General features: G+C 70.3%; 14 protein-coding genes and 1 pseudogene. 2 read left to right on the top strand and 13 right to left on the bottom strand.

The genetic code is table 11. From position 1 onward, the window contains the following. Window positions 1-12: 12 nt before the first annotated feature. The 9 genes from aroQ to ACFYSH_RS29205 all read right to left on the bottom strand — a co-directional run bounded on the left by aroQ (window position 13) and on the right by ACFYSH_RS29205 (window position 10,105). The gene (gene aroQ, locus ACFYSH_RS29245) at window positions 13-456 is read right to left on the bottom strand and encodes a type II 3-dehydroquinate dehydratase (RefSeq protein ID WP_359475526.1); all 444 of its coding nucleotides are present in this window, start codon (window positions 454-456) and stop codon (window positions 13-15) included. After that, on the bottom strand, window positions 453-2,099 hold the full coding sequence (aroB, locus tag ACFYSH_RS29240) for a 3-dehydroquinate synthase (RefSeq protein ID WP_359475523.1): 1,647 nt from the start codon (window positions 2,097-2,099) through the stop codon (window positions 453-455). The genes aroQ and aroB overlap by 4 nt, the downstream gene beginning before the upstream one ends. After that, window positions 2,096-3,280, bottom strand: coding sequence for a chorismate synthase (aroC, locus tag ACFYSH_RS29235; protein ID WP_359475520.1), 1,185 nt, complete (start codon window positions 3,278-3,280; stop codon window positions 2,096-2,098). The genes aroB and aroC overlap by 4 nt, the downstream gene beginning before the upstream one ends. A 148-nt stretch (window positions 3,281-3,428) precedes the next feature. Beyond that, window positions 3,429-4,265 (bottom strand): shikimate dehydrogenase, encoded by an 837-nt coding sequence (locus ACFYSH_RS29230; protein ID WP_359475517.1) that lies wholly within the window; start codon window positions 4,263-4,265, stop codon window positions 3,429-3,431. Beyond that, on the bottom strand, window positions 4,262-6,055 hold the full coding sequence (gene mltG / locus ACFYSH_RS29225; protein WP_359475514.1) for an endolytic transglycosylase MltG: 1,794 nt from the start codon (window positions 6,053-6,055) through the stop codon (window positions 4,262-4,264). The genes ACFYSH_RS29230 and mltG overlap by 4 nt, the downstream gene beginning before the upstream one ends. A gap of 100 nt (window positions 6,056-6,155) precedes the next feature. After that, window positions 6,156-6,629, bottom strand: coding sequence for a Holliday junction resolvase RuvX (gene ruvX / locus ACFYSH_RS29220; protein ID WP_388756473.1), 474 nt, complete (start codon window positions 6,627-6,629; stop codon window positions 6,156-6,158). An 8-nt stretch (window positions 6,630-6,637) separates the two neighbouring features. Continuing rightward, window positions 6,638-9,307 (bottom strand): alanine--tRNA ligase, encoded by a 2,670-nt coding sequence (gene alaS / locus ACFYSH_RS29215; RefSeq protein WP_359475509.1) that lies wholly within the window; start codon window positions 9,305-9,307, stop codon window positions 6,638-6,640. After that, entirely contained in the window at window positions 9,307-9,603 is a 297-nt protein-coding gene (locus ACFYSH_RS29210; RefSeq protein WP_359475506.1) for a DUF6167 family protein, read from the bottom strand. The genes alaS and ACFYSH_RS29210 overlap by 1 nt, the downstream gene beginning before the upstream one ends. A gap of 7 nt (window positions 9,604-9,610) precedes the next feature. After that, entirely contained in the window at window positions 9,611-10,105 is a 495-nt protein-coding gene (locus ACFYSH_RS29205; protein ID WP_359475503.1) for a DUF948 domain-containing protein, read from the bottom strand. Window positions 10,106-10,349: 244 nt separating this feature from the next. On the opposite strand from ACFYSH_RS29205, the pseudogene ACFYSH_RS29200 reads away from it, so the two are divergent. After that, window positions 10,350-11,867: pseudogene (locus ACFYSH_RS29200) on the top strand (ATP-binding protein). Window positions 11,868-11,881: 14 nt separating this feature from the next. On the opposite strand, the gene rpsD reads toward ACFYSH_RS29200, so the two are convergent. After that, window positions 11,882-12,496, bottom strand: coding sequence for a 30S ribosomal protein S4 (rpsD, locus tag ACFYSH_RS29195; protein WP_014157362.1), 615 nt, complete (start codon window positions 12,494-12,496; stop codon window positions 11,882-11,884). Window positions 12,497-12,684: 188 nt separating this feature from the next. Here rpsD and ACFYSH_RS29190 point away from each other — a divergent pair, with 188 nt between their 5' ends. Next, window positions 12,685-13,386 carry a DUF2470 domain-containing protein gene (locus tag ACFYSH_RS29190; protein WP_388756363.1) on the top strand — a complete coding sequence of 234 codons (702 nt, stop codon included), beginning with the start codon at window positions 12,685-12,687 and terminating at the stop codon, window positions 13,384-13,386. A 10-nt stretch (window positions 13,387-13,396) separates the two neighbouring features. Here ACFYSH_RS29190 and ACFYSH_RS29185 read toward each other — a convergent pair whose 3' ends face one another. The 3 genes from ACFYSH_RS29185 to hisS all read right to left on the bottom strand — a co-directional run bounded on the left by ACFYSH_RS29185 (window position 13,397) and on the right by hisS (window position 17,081). Continuing rightward, window positions 13,397-14,770 (bottom strand): replication-associated recombination protein A, encoded by a 1,374-nt coding sequence (locus ACFYSH_RS29185; RefSeq protein ID WP_359479310.1) that lies wholly within the window; start codon window positions 14,768-14,770, stop codon window positions 13,397-13,399. A 44-nt stretch (window positions 14,771-14,814) separates the two neighbouring features. After that, the gene (locus ACFYSH_RS29180; RefSeq protein WP_388756360.1) at window positions 14,815-15,450 is read right to left on the bottom strand and encodes a vitamin K epoxide reductase family protein; all 636 of its coding nucleotides are present in this window, start codon (window positions 15,448-15,450) and stop codon (window positions 14,815-14,817) included. A gap of 368 nt (window positions 15,451-15,818) precedes the next feature. Continuing rightward, window positions 15,819-17,081, bottom strand: a complete 1,263-nt coding sequence (gene hisS / locus ACFYSH_RS29175) for a histidine--tRNA ligase (protein WP_359479306.1) — start codon at window positions 17,079-17,081, stop codon at window positions 15,819-15,821. Between the last annotated feature and the right edge of the window lie 7 nt (window positions 17,082-17,088).

The following is a 17,088-nucleotide window of genomic DNA, read 5'->3' as shown; positions in this document are numbered from 1 at the left end:
AAGTGCCCGGTGTCAGTCCGTCAGTTCGTCGGCCAGGGCGCGCAGGGCGAGCCGGTAGGAGCCGATACCGAACCCTGCCACGGTGCCGGTGGCCACGGGCGCGACCACCGAGGTGTGGCGGAATTCCTCCCGTGCGTACGGATTCGAGATGTGCACCTCGATGAGCGGGGCGGTGCGCTGGGCTGCCGCATCGCGCATTCCGTACGAATAGTGCGTGAAGGCACCGGGGTTGAGAACGACCGGAATCGAACCGTCCGCCGCCTCGTGGAGCCAGCGGATCAGCTCGCCCTCGTCGTTGGTCTCCCGGACGTCGACCTCGAACCCGAGTTCCTTGCCGAGGGCCCGGCAGGTGTCGACGAGCCCGGCGTAGGACGTCGCACCGTAGACGTCGGGCTCACGGGAGCCGAGACGTCCGAGATTCGGGCCGTTGAGCACGAGGACCCGGCGGGTCGTCATGCGGAGACCTCCCCGTAGGCGGCGAGCAGGACGGCCGGGTCAGGCCCCTCCAGCACGGTGGGCTTGCCGATGCCGTCCAGCACGATGAAGCGCAGCAGGTCGCCGCGGGACTTCTTGTCGACCTTCATGTTCTCCAGCAGCTTGGGCCACTGGTCGCCGCGGTAGGTGAGCGGCAGCCCCACGGACTCCAGGACGGCGCGGTGCCGGTCGGCGGTGGCGTCGTCGAGGCGTCCGGCGAGCCGCCCCAGCTCGGCGGCGAACACCATGCCGACCGAGACGGCCGCGCCGTGGCGCCACTTGTAGCGCTCGTTCTTCTCGATGGCGTGGGCCAGCGTGTGGCCGTAGTTGAGGATCTCCCGCAGGCCGGACTCCTTGAGGTCGCTGGAGACGACCTCGGCCTTGACCCGGATGGAACGCTCGATCAGCTCGGCGGTGTGCGGCCCGGCGGGCGTACGGGCGCCCTGGGGGTCGGCCTCGACGAGGTCCAGGATCACCGGGTCGGCGATGAAGCCGGCCTTGATGATCTCGGCCATGCCGGAGACGTAGTCGTTGACCGGCAGCGAGTCCAGAGCGGCGAGGTCGCAGAGCACTCCGGCCGGCGGGTGGAAGGCTCCCACGAGGTTCTTGCCCTCGGCGGTGTTGATGCCGGTCTTGCCGCCGACCGCCGCGTCGACCATGGCGAGCACGGTCGTGGGTACGGCGATCCAGCGCACCCCGCGCAGCCACGACGCGGCGACGAAGCCCGCGACGTCGGTGGTGGCCCCGCCGCCGACGCCGACGATGACGTCGGTGCGGGTGAAGCCGGTCTGGCCGAGCGCCTTCCAGCAGTAGGCGGCGACCTCGACGGTCTTGGCCTCCTCCGCGTTGGGCAACTGGATCGCGATGGCCTCGTAGCCCTGGGCGGCGAGGTCCTCGCGGACCGCCTCGCCCGTCTCGGCGAGCGCCTCGGGGTGCAGCACGGCGACCCGCTTGGCCCGGTCACCGATGAGGTTGGGCAGCTCGCCGAGGAGCTGGCGGCCGACGAGCACCTCGTACGGGTCGGTGCCTGCCGTGCCGGCGATCTGGATGCGCGTGGTGCCCTGTTCGGTCATGCGTGTGTTCTCCTGGTCGGACGGTACGGGCCCGCCTGCACGTTCCGGAAGTTCCAGTGCCTCGATGATCGCCTGGGCGACTTCTTCGGGGGTGCGTGCGTCCGTGGCGACGGTGACGGCGGCCACCTCTTCGTAGAGAGGCCGCCGGGCGTCCATGAGTTCGCGCCACTGCCGTCGCGGGTTGACCGCGAGCAGAGGGCGGGCCGTGTTCAGCCCGACCCTCCGGACGGCCTCGTCGACGTCCATGGAGAGATAGACGACCGGGCGGCCGGCGAGCAGGGCGCGGGTCTCCGCGTCGAGCACCGCGCCGCCGCCGAGGGCGAGCACTCCTGTGTGCCCGTCGACCGCGTCCAGGACCGCCTGACGCTCCAGTGCGCGGAAGCGCTCCTCCCCCTCGTCGAAGAAGATGTCGGGGATCGACTTGCCGGCCGTGGCCACGACGTCCGCGTCGGTGTCGCGGTAGGTGCTGCCCAGACGGTCGGCGAGCAGCCCGCCCACCGTGGACTTGCCGACCCCCATCGGGCCGACCAGGACGATCAGCGGGCCGCTCACCGGATCTGGAGGTGCGAGAGGTAGGACTGCACGTTGCGGTGGGTCTCGGCGACACTGTCGCCGCCGAACTTCTCCGCCACCGCGTCGGCCAGGACCAGGGCGACCATCGCCTCGGCGACGATCCCGGCGGCCGGCACGGCGCACACGTCGGAGCGCTGGTGGTGGGCCTTGGCCGCCTCGCCTGTGACGACGTCGACGGTGGCGAGCGCGCGGGGCACGGTGGCGATCGGCTTCATCGCGGCGCGGACCCGCAGCAGCTCACCCGTGGTCAGGCCACCCTCGGTGCCGCCGGAGCGGCCGGAGGCGCGCCTGATCCCGTCCTCGGTGGCCACGATCTCGTCGTGCGCCTGGGAGCCCGGGACCCGGGCGAGGTCGAAGCCGTCGCCGACCTCGACGCCCTTGATGGCCTGGATGCCCATGAGCGCGGCGGCGAGCCGGGCGTCGAGCCTGCGGTCCCAGTGCACGTGCGAACCGAGCCCGACGGGGACTCCGTACGCGAGCACCTCGACGACCCCGCCGAGGGTGTCGCCATCCTTGTGGGCCTGGTCGATCTCCGCGACCATCGCCTTCGACGCGTCGGCGTCCAGGCAGCGCACGGGGTCGGCGTCGAGCCGCTCGACGTCGGAGGGCTTGGGGTGGACGCCGTAGGGCGCCTTGGCCGCGGCCAGCTCGACGACGTGGGAGACGATCTCGATGCCCGCGGTCTCCTTGAGGTAGGAGCGGGCGACGGCCCCGAGGGCGACACGGGCCGCGGTCTCCCGGGCGCTGGCGCGCTCCAGGACGGGCCGGGCCTCGTCGAAGCCGTACTTCTGCATGCCGGCCAGGTCGGCGTGGCCAGGACGGGGACGGGTCAGCGGGGCGTTACGGGCCTGCGCGGCCAGCACCTCGGGGTCGACCGGGTCGGCCGACATGACCTGCTCCCACTTGGGCCACTCGGTGTTGCCCACCATGACGGCGACGGGCGAGCCCATGGTCAGGCCGTGCCGGACGCCGCCGAGGAAGGTGACCTCGTCCCTCTCGAACTTCATCCGGGCGCCGCGCCCGTAACCGAGTCGTCGCCTGGCGAGCGCGTCCGCCACCATCTCCGTGGTGACGGGGATGCCGGCGGGAAGACCCTCCAGCGTCGCCACCAGTGCGGGGCCGTGCGACTCTCCGGCGGTCAGCCAGCGCAACCTGCTCAACGGTGCTCCTCATGCTCGCGCCTGTAACTGCGACGGCGCGACCGGGTGCGCGGCCCTGGCCCGCCACCCCCGATCCTCCCACGATCAGGAGAGCGGGCCTGCCGCCGGTCCAGCAGACGGACGCTTCACCGCCCGTCCTCGAACGGACCTACCGGCTCTCCCGCGCCGCCAGGGCCTGCTCGCCGGCCACCCTCATGACCCCGGCCGGGGCGGGGCTCCGTCCTGTCATCTGCTCGACCTGGAGAACCGCTTGGTGGACGAGGAGGTCGAGGCCCCCGACAACGGTCCCCCCTGCCGACGACCAGTGCGAGGCCAGGGCGGTCGGCCAGGGCTCGTACAGCACGTCGAACAGGGTGCCGGGCGCCGTGGGGACGGCGTCCGCCAGCGCGTCGGTGGTGCCGGCCGGTGTGGTGGCGATCACCAGGGGGGCGTGCAGGGCCTCGCCGGCCGCCTCCCAGTCCGCGGTCCTGACGTCGACACCGAGGCGCTCGCCCCAACAGCGCATCTCGTCGGCCCGTGCAGCGCTGCGCACGTGAACCGTGACCGGCCCGGTACAGATCTCGGCGAGGGCCGCCAGCGCGGAGGACGCCGTGGCTCCCGCCCCCAGGACCGCGGCGGACTCGACCTTCTCGACGCCGCGTTCGCGCAGGGCCGCGACCATGCCGGGGATGTCGGTGTTGTCGCCGACCCGTCGGCCGTCCTGGGTGAGGACGACCGTGTTGACGGCCTCCACCGACGCCGCCGTGTCGCTGATGCCGTCCAGCAGCGGGATGATCGCCCTCTTGAGCGGCATCGTCAGGGAGAGGCCCGCCCACGAGGCGTCCAGCTTCTCGACGAAACCGGGGAGCGCCGCCTCGTCCACCTCGAAGCGCTCGTACGACCAGTGGTCGAGGCCGAGCTCCGCGTAGGCGGCCCGGTGGAGGACCGGGGAGAGGGAGTGGGCGATGGGTGAGCCGAGCACCGCGGCCCTGCGGGGGATGCTCACTGTTTTGCCTGGTTCTCTTCGTATTCGTCCCGGTTACGCTCGTGTTCCTCGTTCGTCACCGCGAACAGCGTCTTGTCCTCGGTCACGGACACGAAGTAGTACCAGGGGCCGGACGCCGGACTGATCGCCGAGTGCAGCGCGTCCACGCCCGGGTTGGAGATCGGACCGGCCGGGAGACCCTTTATCCGGTACGTGTTGTACGGATCGTCGATCTCCCGCAGAGCGTCCACGGCTCCCACATCCAGCGTGCTCTCATCGCGGATGTAGTTGATCGTCGAGTCGAATTCGAGCCTTCCGACCGTCTCCATGTTGTCCGGCTTGAGGCGGTTGTAGACCACCGTCGCGACCTTGTCGAAGTCGTGCTTGTACTTGCCCTCTTTCTGGACGAGGCTCGCCACGGTGACAAGGTCGAGCGGCGAGTCCAGCTTCAGCTTCTTCGCGTTTTCCTCGAGGTCGAGCTTGCCGTATTCCTTGTTGGCCCGCGTGACCATCTTCTTCAGCGCGTCCTCGGGTTTCGACCCTGCGGAGACCGCGTACGCCGCCGGGAAGAGGAACCCTTCCAGCGGGTCCTTGATCTCGGGATCGTCGTCCGCCCATTCGGGCAGCCCAAGACTTTCAGCCTTCGTCTTCGCGACCTCGGCCGTGGTTCCGGACTTCAGCTTGAGTCTTTTGTCGATCGCCGCATAGATGCCGGTGGTGCTCGTGCCCTCCGGAATGACCAGTGCGTTCTGGCTCTTCGGATCCAGCATCAACGCGATGGCGCTGTCGGCGGACATCTCCTTCTTCAGGAGATAGACACCGGCTTGGAGGGAGCCCCCCTTGGGATTCCCGTTCTGCGCCGAGACGAAGGCATCGACGGACTTCACCACGCCGGCCTTCTTCAGAATGTTCGCGATCTCGTTGCCCAGCGCACCCTCGGGGATCTCCACCTCGACCGAGCCCGTGCCCTCGCCCGCGTAGTCAGGCGCCGAGCCGAACTGGCTCTGGAAGAAGGAGTAGCCCAAGTAGCCCACCCCGCCGAGGCCGCCGACCAGGACCACCGCCACGCCCAGGCACGCACAGCCGTTGCGGCTCTTCTTCTTGCCCTTGCCGCGGCGCTCGCCGCCGCCCCTGCGGGACTCACGCGGGTCGTCGTAGTCGTCGTCCCCGCCGGAGCCCGAGCCGGAACGGGATTCACGGCCGCCGGCCGGCTCGTCCGCGTCCGTGAAGAAAGGATGCGTCTCCTCCTGCGGCACGTCAGGGTCCCAGTCCTGGGCCTGCTGCTGGGGCGCCTGCTCCCGGTGGCCCGGAGGCTGCGGCGGAGGGTATGCCTCGGGGGTGCCGTAGTAGTCGGCCTGTTCACCGTAGCCGCCGGGCTCGTTGCCGTACTGGGGCTGCTGGACCCCGTACGGCATCGCGGCCTGCTGCCCCGTGTCCCAGCCACCGTCGTACTGAGGCTGCTGCGGCTGCTGCGCGTACGGGTCCTGGGGCTGCTGGGGCTGCTGCTGCGCGTACGGGTCCTGGGGCTGCTGCGGCTGCTGCGCGTACGGGTCCTGGGGCTGCTGCTGGGCGTACGGCTCCTGCGGCGCGCTGTACTGCTGCGGGTACTGCTGCTCCTGCGGGTGCTGCTGCGCGTACGGGTCCTGCTGGTAGCCCTGCTGGGCATAGGGGTCCTGCGCGTGGGGCTGCTGCTGGCCTTCGTACTGGCCCTGGCCGTGGGCGGCCTGGTGGCCTCCCCATCCCTGGTCCCCGTACAAGGGGTCCTCGGGATGCCACGGTTCGGAGCCGGGGCCCCGGCCATACTCAGTCATCGATCCCCTTGAGCCGCGAGACGACGCTCCGTCTCTTCGCTTTGCTGTGCGGTGTCTGTTCGAACACCGGCGCATCGCGCGGAACGTTACCGTATCGCGATCAGGCAGCCACTTCGACGCCCTCACCGGGTGCGGTGCCTGACGCCCGTTCGGACTCCAGAGCGTTCTGAAGGATCACCACAGCGGCAGCCTGGTCGATGACAGACCGGCCCTTCTTGGACTTCACGCCCGAAGCGCGCAGCCCCTGAGTGGCCGTCACTGTGGTCATCCTCTCGTCCACCAGCCGTACGGGGATCGGCGCGATCGCCCGGGCGAACACCTGCGCGAAGGCGCGGACCTTGGCCGCCGCCGGGCCCTCACCGCCGCCCAGGGAGCGGGGCAGGCCGACGATGACCTCGATCGGCTCGTACTCCTCGACGATCTGGCCGAGCCGCCGGTGGGCGGCCGGGACGTCGCGTCCCGGCACGGTCTCCACCGGCGTGGCGAGGATCCCGTCGGGGTCGCACGAGGCGACCCCGATACGGGCGTCCCCGACGTCGACGGCGAGTCGGCGTCCACGGCGCATCTGCGACATGTCCGGCGTCACGCCGTCTCGGTGACGAGGCGTTCGACAGCGGCGACGGCGTCCCCGATGGCGTCCGGGTTCTGCCCGCCACCCTGGGCGACGTCCGGCTTGCCGCCGCCACCGCCACCGAGGGTCTTGGCGGCCGTGCGCACCAGGTCGCCGGCCTTGAGACCGCGCTCGCGGGCGGCCTCGTTGGTGGCGATGACCGTCAGCGGGCGACCGTTGGCCGTGGTGAACAGGGCCACGACGGCCGGGCGGCCGCCCTGGATGCGTCCACGCACGTCGAGGACCAGCTTGCGCAGGTCGTCGGCCGAGGTGCCGTCGGGCACCTGCCCGGTGACCAGGGCCACGCCCCGCACGTCCCTGGCCGACTCCACGAGACCGGCGGCGGCCTGGAGGACCTTCTCCGCGCGGAACTTCTCGATCTCCTTCTCGGCGTCCTTCAGCTTGCCGAGCATGCCGGAGATCTTCTCGGGGAGCTCCTCGGGGCGGCCCTTGAGCAGCTCCTGGAGCTGGGCGACGACCGTGTGCTCCTTGGCGAGGAAGTTGTACGCGTCGACGCCGACGAGGGCCTCGATACGGCGCACCCCGGAGCCGATGGACGACTCGCCGAGCAGCTTCACCAGGCCAAGCTGGGCGGTGTTACCCACGTGCGTACCGCCGCACAGCTCCTTGGAGAAGTCGCCGATGGTGACGACTCGGACCCGCTCGCCGTACTTCTCGCCGAACTCCGCGATGGCGCCCTGCTTCTTGGCGTCGTCGATGGACATGACCTCGGCCTGGACGTCGAGCTCCCGCGAGAGGACCTCGTTGATCTTCTGCTCGACGTCGGTGAGGACCGTGCCGGGTACGGCGGCGGGCGAGCCGAAGTCGAAGCGGAAGCGGCCTGGCGAGTTCTCCGAGCCGGCCTGGGCGGCCGTCGGGCCGAGCGCGTCGCGCAGCGCCTGGTGCGTGAGGTGCGTGGCGCTGTGGGCGCGGGCGATGGCGCGGCGGCGGGTGTTGTCGATGGCGGCGTAGGCGGAGGCGCCGACCGTCACCTCCCCGACCTGGACCGAGCCCTTGTGGACCGAGACGCCCGGCACGGGCTGCTGCACGTCCCGGACCTGGATGACGGCGCCGGTGTCGAGCCGGATCCGGCCCTGGTCGGCGAGCTGGCCGCCGCCCTCGGCGTAGAAGGGGGTGCGGTCGAGGACGACCTCGACCTCGTCGCCCTCGGTGGCGGCGGGCGAGGGCACACCGTCGACGAGCAGGCCGACGATCTTCGACTCGCCCTCGTTGCTGGTGTAGCCGGTGAACTCGGTGACGCCGGAGTTGTCGGCGACCTCACGGTAGGCGGACAGATCCGCGTGACCGGTCTTCTTGGCCTTGGCGTCGGCCTTGGCGCGCTCCCGCTGCTCCTTCATCAGACGGCGGAAGCCGTCCTCGTCGACCGAGAGGCCCTGTTCGGCGGCCATCTCCAGCGTGAGGTCGATCGGGAAGCCCCAGGTGTCATGGAGCAGGAACGCCTTGTCCCCGGCCAGGACCTTGCCACCGGAGGCCTTGGTCTCGGTGACGGCGGTGTCGAGGATGTTCGTGCCGCCCTTGAGCGCCTTGAGGAAGGCGGCCTCCTCGGCGAGGGCGACGGTCTCGATGCGCTTGCGGTCGGTGATCAGCTCCGGGTACTGCAGCCCCATGGTGTCGACGACGACGTCGACGAGCTCACGGACGACCGGGCCGGTGGCGCCCATGAGCCGCATGTTGCGGATGGCGCGGCGCATGATGCGGCGCAGGACGTAACCGCGGCCCTCGTTGCCCGGGGTGACGCCGTCGCCGATGAGCATCACCGACGTGCGGATGTGGTCGGCGACGACCCGGAGGGAGACGTCGGAGCCGTGCTCGGCGCCGTAGCGCACACCGGTGAGCTCGGTGGCCTTGTCCATGACGACGCGCAGGGTGTCGGTCTCGTACATGTTCTGCACGCCCTGCAGGATCATCGCGAGGCGTTCGAGACCGAGACCGGTGTCGATGTTCTGCGACGGCAGGTCGCCGAGGATCGGGAAGTCCTCCTTGCCGTCGCCGGCGCCGCGCTCGTACTGCATGAAGACCAGGTTCCAGATCTCCACGTAGCGCTCGTCGTTCACGGCGGGGCCGCCCTCGACGCCGAACTCGGGGCCCCGGTCGTAGTTGATCTCGGAGCACGGGCCGCAGGGGCCGGGGACGCCCATGGACCAGAAGTTGTCCTTCTTGCCCAGGCGCTGGATCCGCTCGGCCGGGACACCGATCTTCTCGCGCCAGATCTGCTCCGCCTCGTCGTCGTCGAGGTAGACCGTGATCCACAGACGCTCGGGGTCGAGGCCGAAGCCGCCGTCCTCCACGGAATTCGTGAGGGCGGCCCAGGCGAACTCGATCGCGCCTTCCTTGAAGTAGTCGCCGAAGGAGAAGTTGCCGCACATCTGGAAGAACGTGCCGTGCCGGGTGGTCTTGCCGACCTCTTCGATGTCCGGTGTGCGCACGCACTTCTGCACGCTGGTGACGCGTGGGGCGGGCGGCTTGACCTCGCCCAGGAAGTAGGGCTTGAAGGGAACCATGCCCGCGGGGACCAGCAGCAGAGTCGGGTCGTCCGCGATGAGCGACGCCGAAGGCACGACGGTGTGACCGCGCTCCTCGAAGAAGCTCAGCCAGCGGCGGCGAATTTCAGCCGACTCCATCAGTAGTCCTCATTCCGGTTGTGCGAGTGGGAGGGAAGTGTGCGGTGGGGGACGAGTTCGGGGTCGGCCGGTGCCTCGATGCCGAGCGCCCCGCCCAGTTCGGCCTCGCGCCTGACCATGCCCTCACGCACGTCGAGGGCGAAGTCCTTCAGCTTGTGACCCGCCTCGATGGCCTTGTCGGCGGCCTGCGCCGCGAGGCTCTCGGGGGTCAGCTGCCGGATCTTGCGGTTGACCTTGGTGGTGGCCCAGACGCCGGCGGCTGCGCCGGCGGTGAACCAGAAGGTACGGCGGAACATCGCTGGGTCAGTCCTTCTGTCCGCGGGAGCTTCGGCCGTTCCGCTTCCTGTCACGGGCGGACGGCACGGTACGGCCGACGATCACGGTGCGGCGGGAGGTCCGGCGGGCCGGTTCCGGCTCCGCGGCTGCACGGCGGCCTAGCGCCTGCCGTACGCCGTAGCCGAACGCGGCCACCTTCACGAGCGGGCCGCCGAACGTCGACGCGACGGTGGTGGAGAGCGCGGAGGCGTTGGAGGTGACCTCCTGGACGTCGCTGGCGATGGCGTCGACCTTGTCGAGCTGGGTCTGCGCGGTGCGCAACGTGGCCGAGGCGTCGGCGAGCAACGGAACCGCCTGTTCCGTCACGTCCGCCACCAGGGCGGTGGTCGCCTTGAGCGTCTGGGCCAGCCTCACCAGTACCACGGCGAGAAAGGACACCAGGATCGCCCAGAAGACAGCCACCAGGATGCCGGCAACCTCTCCACCGGACACAGTGCACCGCTCTCTGCTCGTCGCCCGCATCGGCCGGGACCTGTTCCGGCCGGTATCTTCCTGTCACTGCTCGGCCGGCGCGTCCCGCCACCACTGCCGATCGTCGTCCCCCGAGCCTATCGCGCCGGGCGTCTCGCCCCGTACCGCATTACCGGCGGGCGGCCGGGCCCTGGGTCCGGGGAGATTGTACGGAGAGCTTACGTGCCAGTACTCTTCGTGTTTCATGCGACGCCCTCAGCGCCCCTCCCCCGTACGCTGAAATCTCCCGGCCGAGCTGAACACCTTCGTGGGACGCGACGACGAACCGGCCGAACCGGAGTCGCTCCTGCTGGAGTCCAGGCTCGTCACCGTGGCCGGGGTCGCCGGGGTGGGGAAGACCCGCTTGGTGAGCCGGGCCGCAGCCTTGGCGGAGAAACGGTACTGCGACGGCGTGTGGATCGCCGAGCTGTCTGCCGTCCATGACCCGGCACTGGTCGAGTACGCCCTGGCAGAAGCGCTGGGGCTCACCGACCACACCAGCAGGCCGCCCCGCACCGCTCTGCTCGATCACTGTGCGGCGCGCCGGCTGCTGCTCGTGCTGGACGGCTTCGAACACCTCACCGACGTGTGCGCCGGACTCGTACGCGAACTGCTCCGCCGGGCGCCGGGGCTCCAGGTGCTCGCGGCCGGGCGCCGTCCGCTGCGGGTGGACGGCGAACTCACCTTCTCCCTGCTGCCGATGTCGGACGCGGACGCGCTGGAACTGTTCACCCGGCGTGCCGCGGCGGTGCGCCCGGGATTCCGGCTGGCGGACAGGGACCGGGAGACCGTGCGGGAGCTCTGCCGACGGCTCGACGGCATCCCGCTGGCGCTGGAGCTCGCCGCAGGGCGACTGCGGGCCCTCACGGCGGTGCAGGTGCTGCACCGCCTCGACGACCGTTTCCGGCTGCTGACCGGAGGCAGCCCGAGCGCGCTCCCCCGCCACCGGACGCTGCGTACCGCCATCGGCTGGAGTCATGAACTGTGCGCTCCCGAGCAACGGCTGCTGTGGGCGCGGCTCTCCGTCTTCGCGGGACCGTTCGACCTGGAGGCGGTCGAGTACATCTGCAGTGGCCCCTGCCTGCCGGCCGACTCCGTGCTGGACGTCCTGCCGCTACCGGCTGCTGGACACCGTACGGGAGCACGGCGCCGAGTGGCTGCGGGCGACCGGGGACGCCGAGCGGCTGCGCCGCAGGCACCGGGACTGGCACCTGGGGCTCGCGACATGGTGCGAGCTGGACTGGTTCAGCCCCCGGCAGGCGGAGGCCGCGGCCCGGATCGACAGCGAGCTGTCCAATCTCCGGCGCGCGATGGAGTACTCGATGGAGCGCCCGGCGGAGGTCCATCTCGCGCAGTACCTCGCCGGCACGCTCTGGTTCTACTGGGTGGGCTGCGGTCGTCTCGCCGAGGGGCGCCACTGGCCGGACCACGTACTGGAGGAGGAGTCCCCCTACGACTACGCGCGACTGAGCAGGGGGCGGCGGACCGGATCTGGCCCTCGGTGGGGCTGTCGCTGTTCGGTTCCGCCCACTACGGCTGGCCCCGGGCCGAGTGCGAGGAGCGCGCCAGGGCGCAGCTCGGCGACGCACGGTACGACGCGGAGCGGCGCTCGGGCCGCCGACTGGAGGCGGAGGCCGCGGTGGCGCGGGCACTCGGCGCCGGTACGGACGACGGCACGGCCCCGGAGGGGACGCGCGTCGAGGGAACACCCGAGGAAACGCCGAGGCCCGCCGCCTCCCGTACAACCAGGAGGGGCGGGCCCGAGCTCGATTGAGCGCTACGCCTGGATCAGCGGGCGTAGTACTCGACGACGAGCTGCTCGTCGCAGATGACCGGGATTTCCTTGCGGTTCGGGTCCCGGTCCAGGCGGAAGGCCAGGGCCTTCAGGTTCACCTGGAGGTAGCGCGGGGTCTCACCGTCGGTGTCGTAACCACCCTCGCGGGCCACCTGGAAGGGGACCTTGGAGCGGCTGCGCTCGCGGACCTGCACGACGTCGTCGGGGCGCACGCGGAAGGACGGCTTGTCGACCTTGCCACCGTTGACCTCGATGTGGCCGTGGACGACCATCTGGCGGGCCTGGTAGATGGTGCGGGCGATGCCCGAACGCAGGACCAGGGCGTCGAGGCGGCGCTCGAGCTCGACGACAAGCGCCTCGCCCGTCTTGCCCTCGGCCTTACGGGCGCGGTCGTAGGCACGCGCCATCTGGCGCTCGCTGATGTCGTACTGCGCACGCAGACGCTGCTTCTCGAGCAGACGGACCTTGTAGTCCGAGTTCTGCTTGCGGCCACGGCCGTGCTCGCCCGGCGGGTAGGGGCGGGCTTCGAAGTACTTGACAGCCTTCGGCGTCAGGGCGATGCCGAGGGCACGCGACTTCTTGACCTTGGGACGCGACTGGTTAGGCACGTTCTCCAGACCTCCGTTGTAGGTTAGGTTAGGCTTACCTTACTCAAGGAGATCGCATGTCTCGCCCTGGGAACACCACACACGTCACGGACAGCACAGACAGCGGCAGCACGACAGAAGGTGCTGCTACGACGGAAGGCCGATCTGATCGTGGTCAGCCGCGTCCCAGCGGGCTTGAAAACACTCGGATGCCGTCAGCAGCCGAGCGCACACGAACTCTCGTACAGAGTACCTGCTCCGCGGTGCTGCTCGTACCCGGGCTGTCGGTGCTCCACCCGGACCAGCTGATGCCCGACAGCAGGAGCATGGGTGCCGAAGGGGATCTGTTCCTCGAATTCCCCACCGACTCCCCGGTCGTACGGGCTGCGACGCGCGCCCAGGGCGACGAACTGACCGCCGTGCTGGAGATCACCGATGTCGCACCGGTCTCGGTCCCGCACCGGATCCGCGGCCGTGCCCGGATCGCCGGCTGGCTCACCGCCGTACCGGGGCTCGCGCGGCCCGGCCGGATGATGCTCCGGCTGGAGACCGGCGAGGCTTCGGTCGACGATCTGTGGGGATGCGAGGAGGTGGAACCGGAGGCATTCCGGGACGCCGTCGCCGATCCTCTGACCCCTCATGAGGCCGAGCTGCTCCAGCATCTGCACGCCGCGCACAGCGAGCAGATGGCCACTCTGTCCAGGCTGCTCGGTGACCGGGCCGAGTGCGGCTGCCCGCAACACCGGGTCGGCGCCGTCCCCGTCGCACTCGACCGCTTCGGCCTCCGGGTGCGGTTCGTCGAGCAACGGGATGCCTGCTTCGACGCCCGGTTCGAGTTTCCCGAGCCCGTACGTGACATCACCGAGCTGCGCCGCGCCATGTACACCCTCTTCGAGGCGGCGGCCTGCTGAGTGACGGGCGTCACGAGGACGCCGGACCGCCCTGCTCGCCGCGGCCGAGCCGCTCGCGGACCCGGTCCGCCACGTCTGCGTAGCGCGCCTCCGCGCCGTAGCGCGTGGGTTCGTAGTAACGCCTGCCGCGGACGGCGTCCGGGGCGTACTCCTGGGCGGCGATGCCCCCGGGCACGTCGTGCGGGTAGACATAGCCCTGGGCGTGGCCCAGTTTGGCGGCGCCCTTGTAGTGGCCGTCGCGCAGGTGGGCCGGGACCGGGCCTGCCAGGCCCCGGCGCACGTCTTCCTGCGCCGCGGAGATCGCCAGTGTCGCCGCATTCGACTTGGGTGCGAGCGCGAGCGCGATCGTGGCATGGCTGAGGGTGAGCGCCGCCTCGGGGAAGCCGATCATGGCGACGGCCTGGGCCGCCGCCACCGCCGTGGGCAGCGCCGTCGGATCGGCGAGCCCGATGTCCTCGCTGGCGGAGATCATCAGGCGCCGGGCGATGAAGCGCGGATCCTCCCCCGCCTCGATCATCCGGGCCAGGTAGTGCAATGCGGCGTCCACGTCGGAGCCGCGGATCGACTTGATCAGGGCGCTCGCCACGTCGTAGTGCTGGTCGCCGTCGCGGTCGTACTTCACGGCGGCGCGGTCGACGGTCTCCTCGAGCGTCTCCAGCGTGATCTCCGGCTCGTGCTTGGCGAGAGCCGCTCCGGCCGCCGCCTCCAGGGCGGTCAGCGCCCGCCGGGCGTCGCCGCCGGCGATGCGCAGGAGATGCGCCTCCGCGGCCTCGGGAAGCGTGACCGCACCGCCGAGACCTCGCTCGTCGGTCACGGCCCGGCGCAGGAGCGCCCGCAGGTCCTCGTCCGTGAGGGGCTCCAGGGTGAGGAGCAGGGATCGCGACAGCAGCGGAGAAATGATCGAGAAGTACGGATTCTCCGTGGTGGCCGCGATCAGCGTGACCCAGCGGTTCTCCACGGCGGGGAGCAGGGAGTCCTGCTGCGCCTTGGAGAAGCGGTGGATCTCGTCGAGGAAGAGGACGGTCTCCTTGCCGAACCCACCGGTGGCGCGGCGCGCGCCCTCGATGACGGCCCGGACCTCCTTGACGCCCGCGGTGATCGCGGAGAGCTCGACGAAGCGCTTGTTGGTGGCCTTGCTGACCACGTACGCCAGGGTTGTCTTTCCCGTGCCCGGCGGGCCCCACAGAATCACCGACGAGGCCCCTGCCGGCCCTCCGCTGCCCTCACCCACGAGACGGCGCAGCGGCGAGCCCGGCTTGAGCAGATGCTGCTGGCCGACGACCTCGTCCAGCGTACGAGGGCGCATCCGGACAGCGAGGGGGCTGCTGGACGGGTCCTTCTCCTGGCGGTCTTCGGCTGCTGCGGTAAAGAGGTCGGGCTCCACGTCCAGAAGCCTATGTCACCCCACTGACAGGACCGCCCGGAGCGTCAGCTGGTCCAGAAGTCCCACCAACGGGTCAGGATCAGCATGCCGATGATCCCGATCCAGAGCACCGGCGGCACCCAGTGGAATTCGGTGAGGGTGTTCCGCAGCCAGGCGGGCGCGGGCAGGATGCCGTGCTTGATGTTGTGCGTGGTGACGTAGCAGAACATGAAGATCGTGGCGACCCAGGCGAGGCAGCACCACAGGCAGAGCGAGTTGATGTTGTACAGCGACTGGTACTGCAGCCAGGTGCAGAAGCCGACGCCGAACAGGGTGCCGGCGTTGAGGCCCAGCCAGTACCAGGCGCGGAAGCGGGCCCCGGCGAGGAGCGCCATGCCGATGCCGATGACCACCGAGTAGGTGGCGATGCCGAGCATGGGGTTGGGGAAGCCGAAGGCGGACGCCTGCTCGCTCTTCATGATGTTGCCGCAGGCGACCACCGGGTTCAGGCTGCAGCCCGGTGTGAAGTTCGGGTCCTCGAGCAGCTTGAACTTGTCGATCGTGATCACCCAGGCCGCGAGCAGCCCGGCCGCACCGGTGATCACCAGCAGAAGCGCGAGCGCGCGACTGCCGCCGAAGGTCGTCGCGCCGCTGTCCTCGTCCTGCCGGGAGGAGGGGTGGTCTACCGCTGCCATCGTCATATCGCCGTTCCATCACTGAGTAGCCGGCCGGGCAGGGTCATTCTGCCGCACCGCCGGTACGGGCAACCGTTCGATGGACATAAAGATGTGCCCGGGTGGAGTGCGGGCGCAGGCTCCGGGACTTCCCCCGCACAGGGTGGAACTGGCGGTCGACGTGCGGGGGTTGCTCGCGCGACGCCCGGGCGGCCTCCCGTGCTCCGCACCACCTGGGCGCTCCACGCCACCGGCGGCGGCCCCGTGTCGAAAGCATTCGACAGAATGAATCCGCATCCACCGCGTTGACGGTGCGAGGGACGCGGCTCACCCGGCGTTCGACGCACCGTGCCCGCCCGGACGATCCGGGCGGGCACGGTGCGGACGGTCCGTGTTCAGGCCAGCTTCGCCCGCACCGTGGCCACGAGCGCGTCGAGCGCGACCGCCTCCTGGTCACCCGACTCCATGTCCTTGAGCTGAACCGCGCCCTCGGCGAGATCACGCTCGCCTGCCACGATCGTGTAGCGGGCACCGGAACGGTTCGCGTTCTTCATAGCGCCCTTCAGGCCACGACCGCCGTACGCGAAGTCGGAGGCGACCCCGGCCCTGCGGAGCTCCGTGACCAGGCCGAACAGCACCCGCCGCGCCTCGTCGCCGAGCGCCACGGCGTACACGCTGGTGGTGGCGGGGATCTCGAGTTCGACGCCCTCGGCCTCCAGCGCCAGAACCGTACGGTCCACGCCGAGCGCCCAGCCGACGGAGGGGAGGGCCGGGCCGCCGATCATCTCGGACAGGCCGTCGTACCGGCCGCCGCCGCCCACCGCGGACTGGGAGCCCAGACCGTCGTGGACGAACTCGAAGGTCGTGCGCGTGTAGTAGTCGAGGCCCCGGACCAGCTTCTCGTCGTCCTCGTACACCACACCGGCCGCCGTCAGCAGATCACGCACCTCCTCGTGGTACGCCTTGCATGCGTCGCACAGGAAGTCGCGCAGCATCGGGGCACCGGTCAGCTGCTTCTGGACGTCGGACCGCTTGTCGTCGAGGACCCGCAGCGGGTTGATCTCGATGCGCCGACGGGTCTCCTCGTCGAGATCGAGATCCCGCAGGAATGTCTGGAGTGCCTCCCGGTAGACGGGACGGCACTCCTTGTCGCCCAGCGAGTTCAGCAGGATCCGGAACTGGCTGAGGCCGAGCGAGCGGTACGCCTGGTCGGCGAGGATGATCAGCTCGGCGTCGAGCGCGGGGTCCTCGGTGCCGATGGCTTCGGCGCCCACCTGCGAGAAGTGACGGTAACGGCCCGCCTGCGGCTTCTCGTAGCGGTAGTACGAGCCGGAGTACCAGAGCTTCACGGGGAGGTTGCCCGCCTTGTGCAGGTTGGCCTCCAACGCCGCGCGCAGCACGGACGCGGTGCCCTCGGGGCGCAGCGCGAGCTGGTCGCCGCCCTTGGTCTCGAAGGCGTACATCTCCTTGGACACGATGTCGGTGGACTCGCCGACACCGCGTGAGAACAGGGCGACGTCCTCGAAGCCGGGCGTCTCGATGTAGCCGTAGCCGGAGTTCTTCAGGGGTGCGGAGATCGCCTCGCGCACCGCGAGGAACTTCGCGGAGCGCGGCGGGATCAGGTCGTACGTGCCCTTGGGGGCCTGGAAGGTGCTCACGGTTGTT

This window comes from Streptomyces sp. NPDC005791 (assembly GCF_042871485.1).
Classification (GTDB): Bacteria; Actinomycetota; Actinomycetes; order Streptomycetales; family Streptomycetaceae; genus Streptomyces.
The sequence above is the reverse complement of the archived record's forward strand: the minus strand, read 5'-3'. Positions and strand labels throughout refer to the sequence as shown.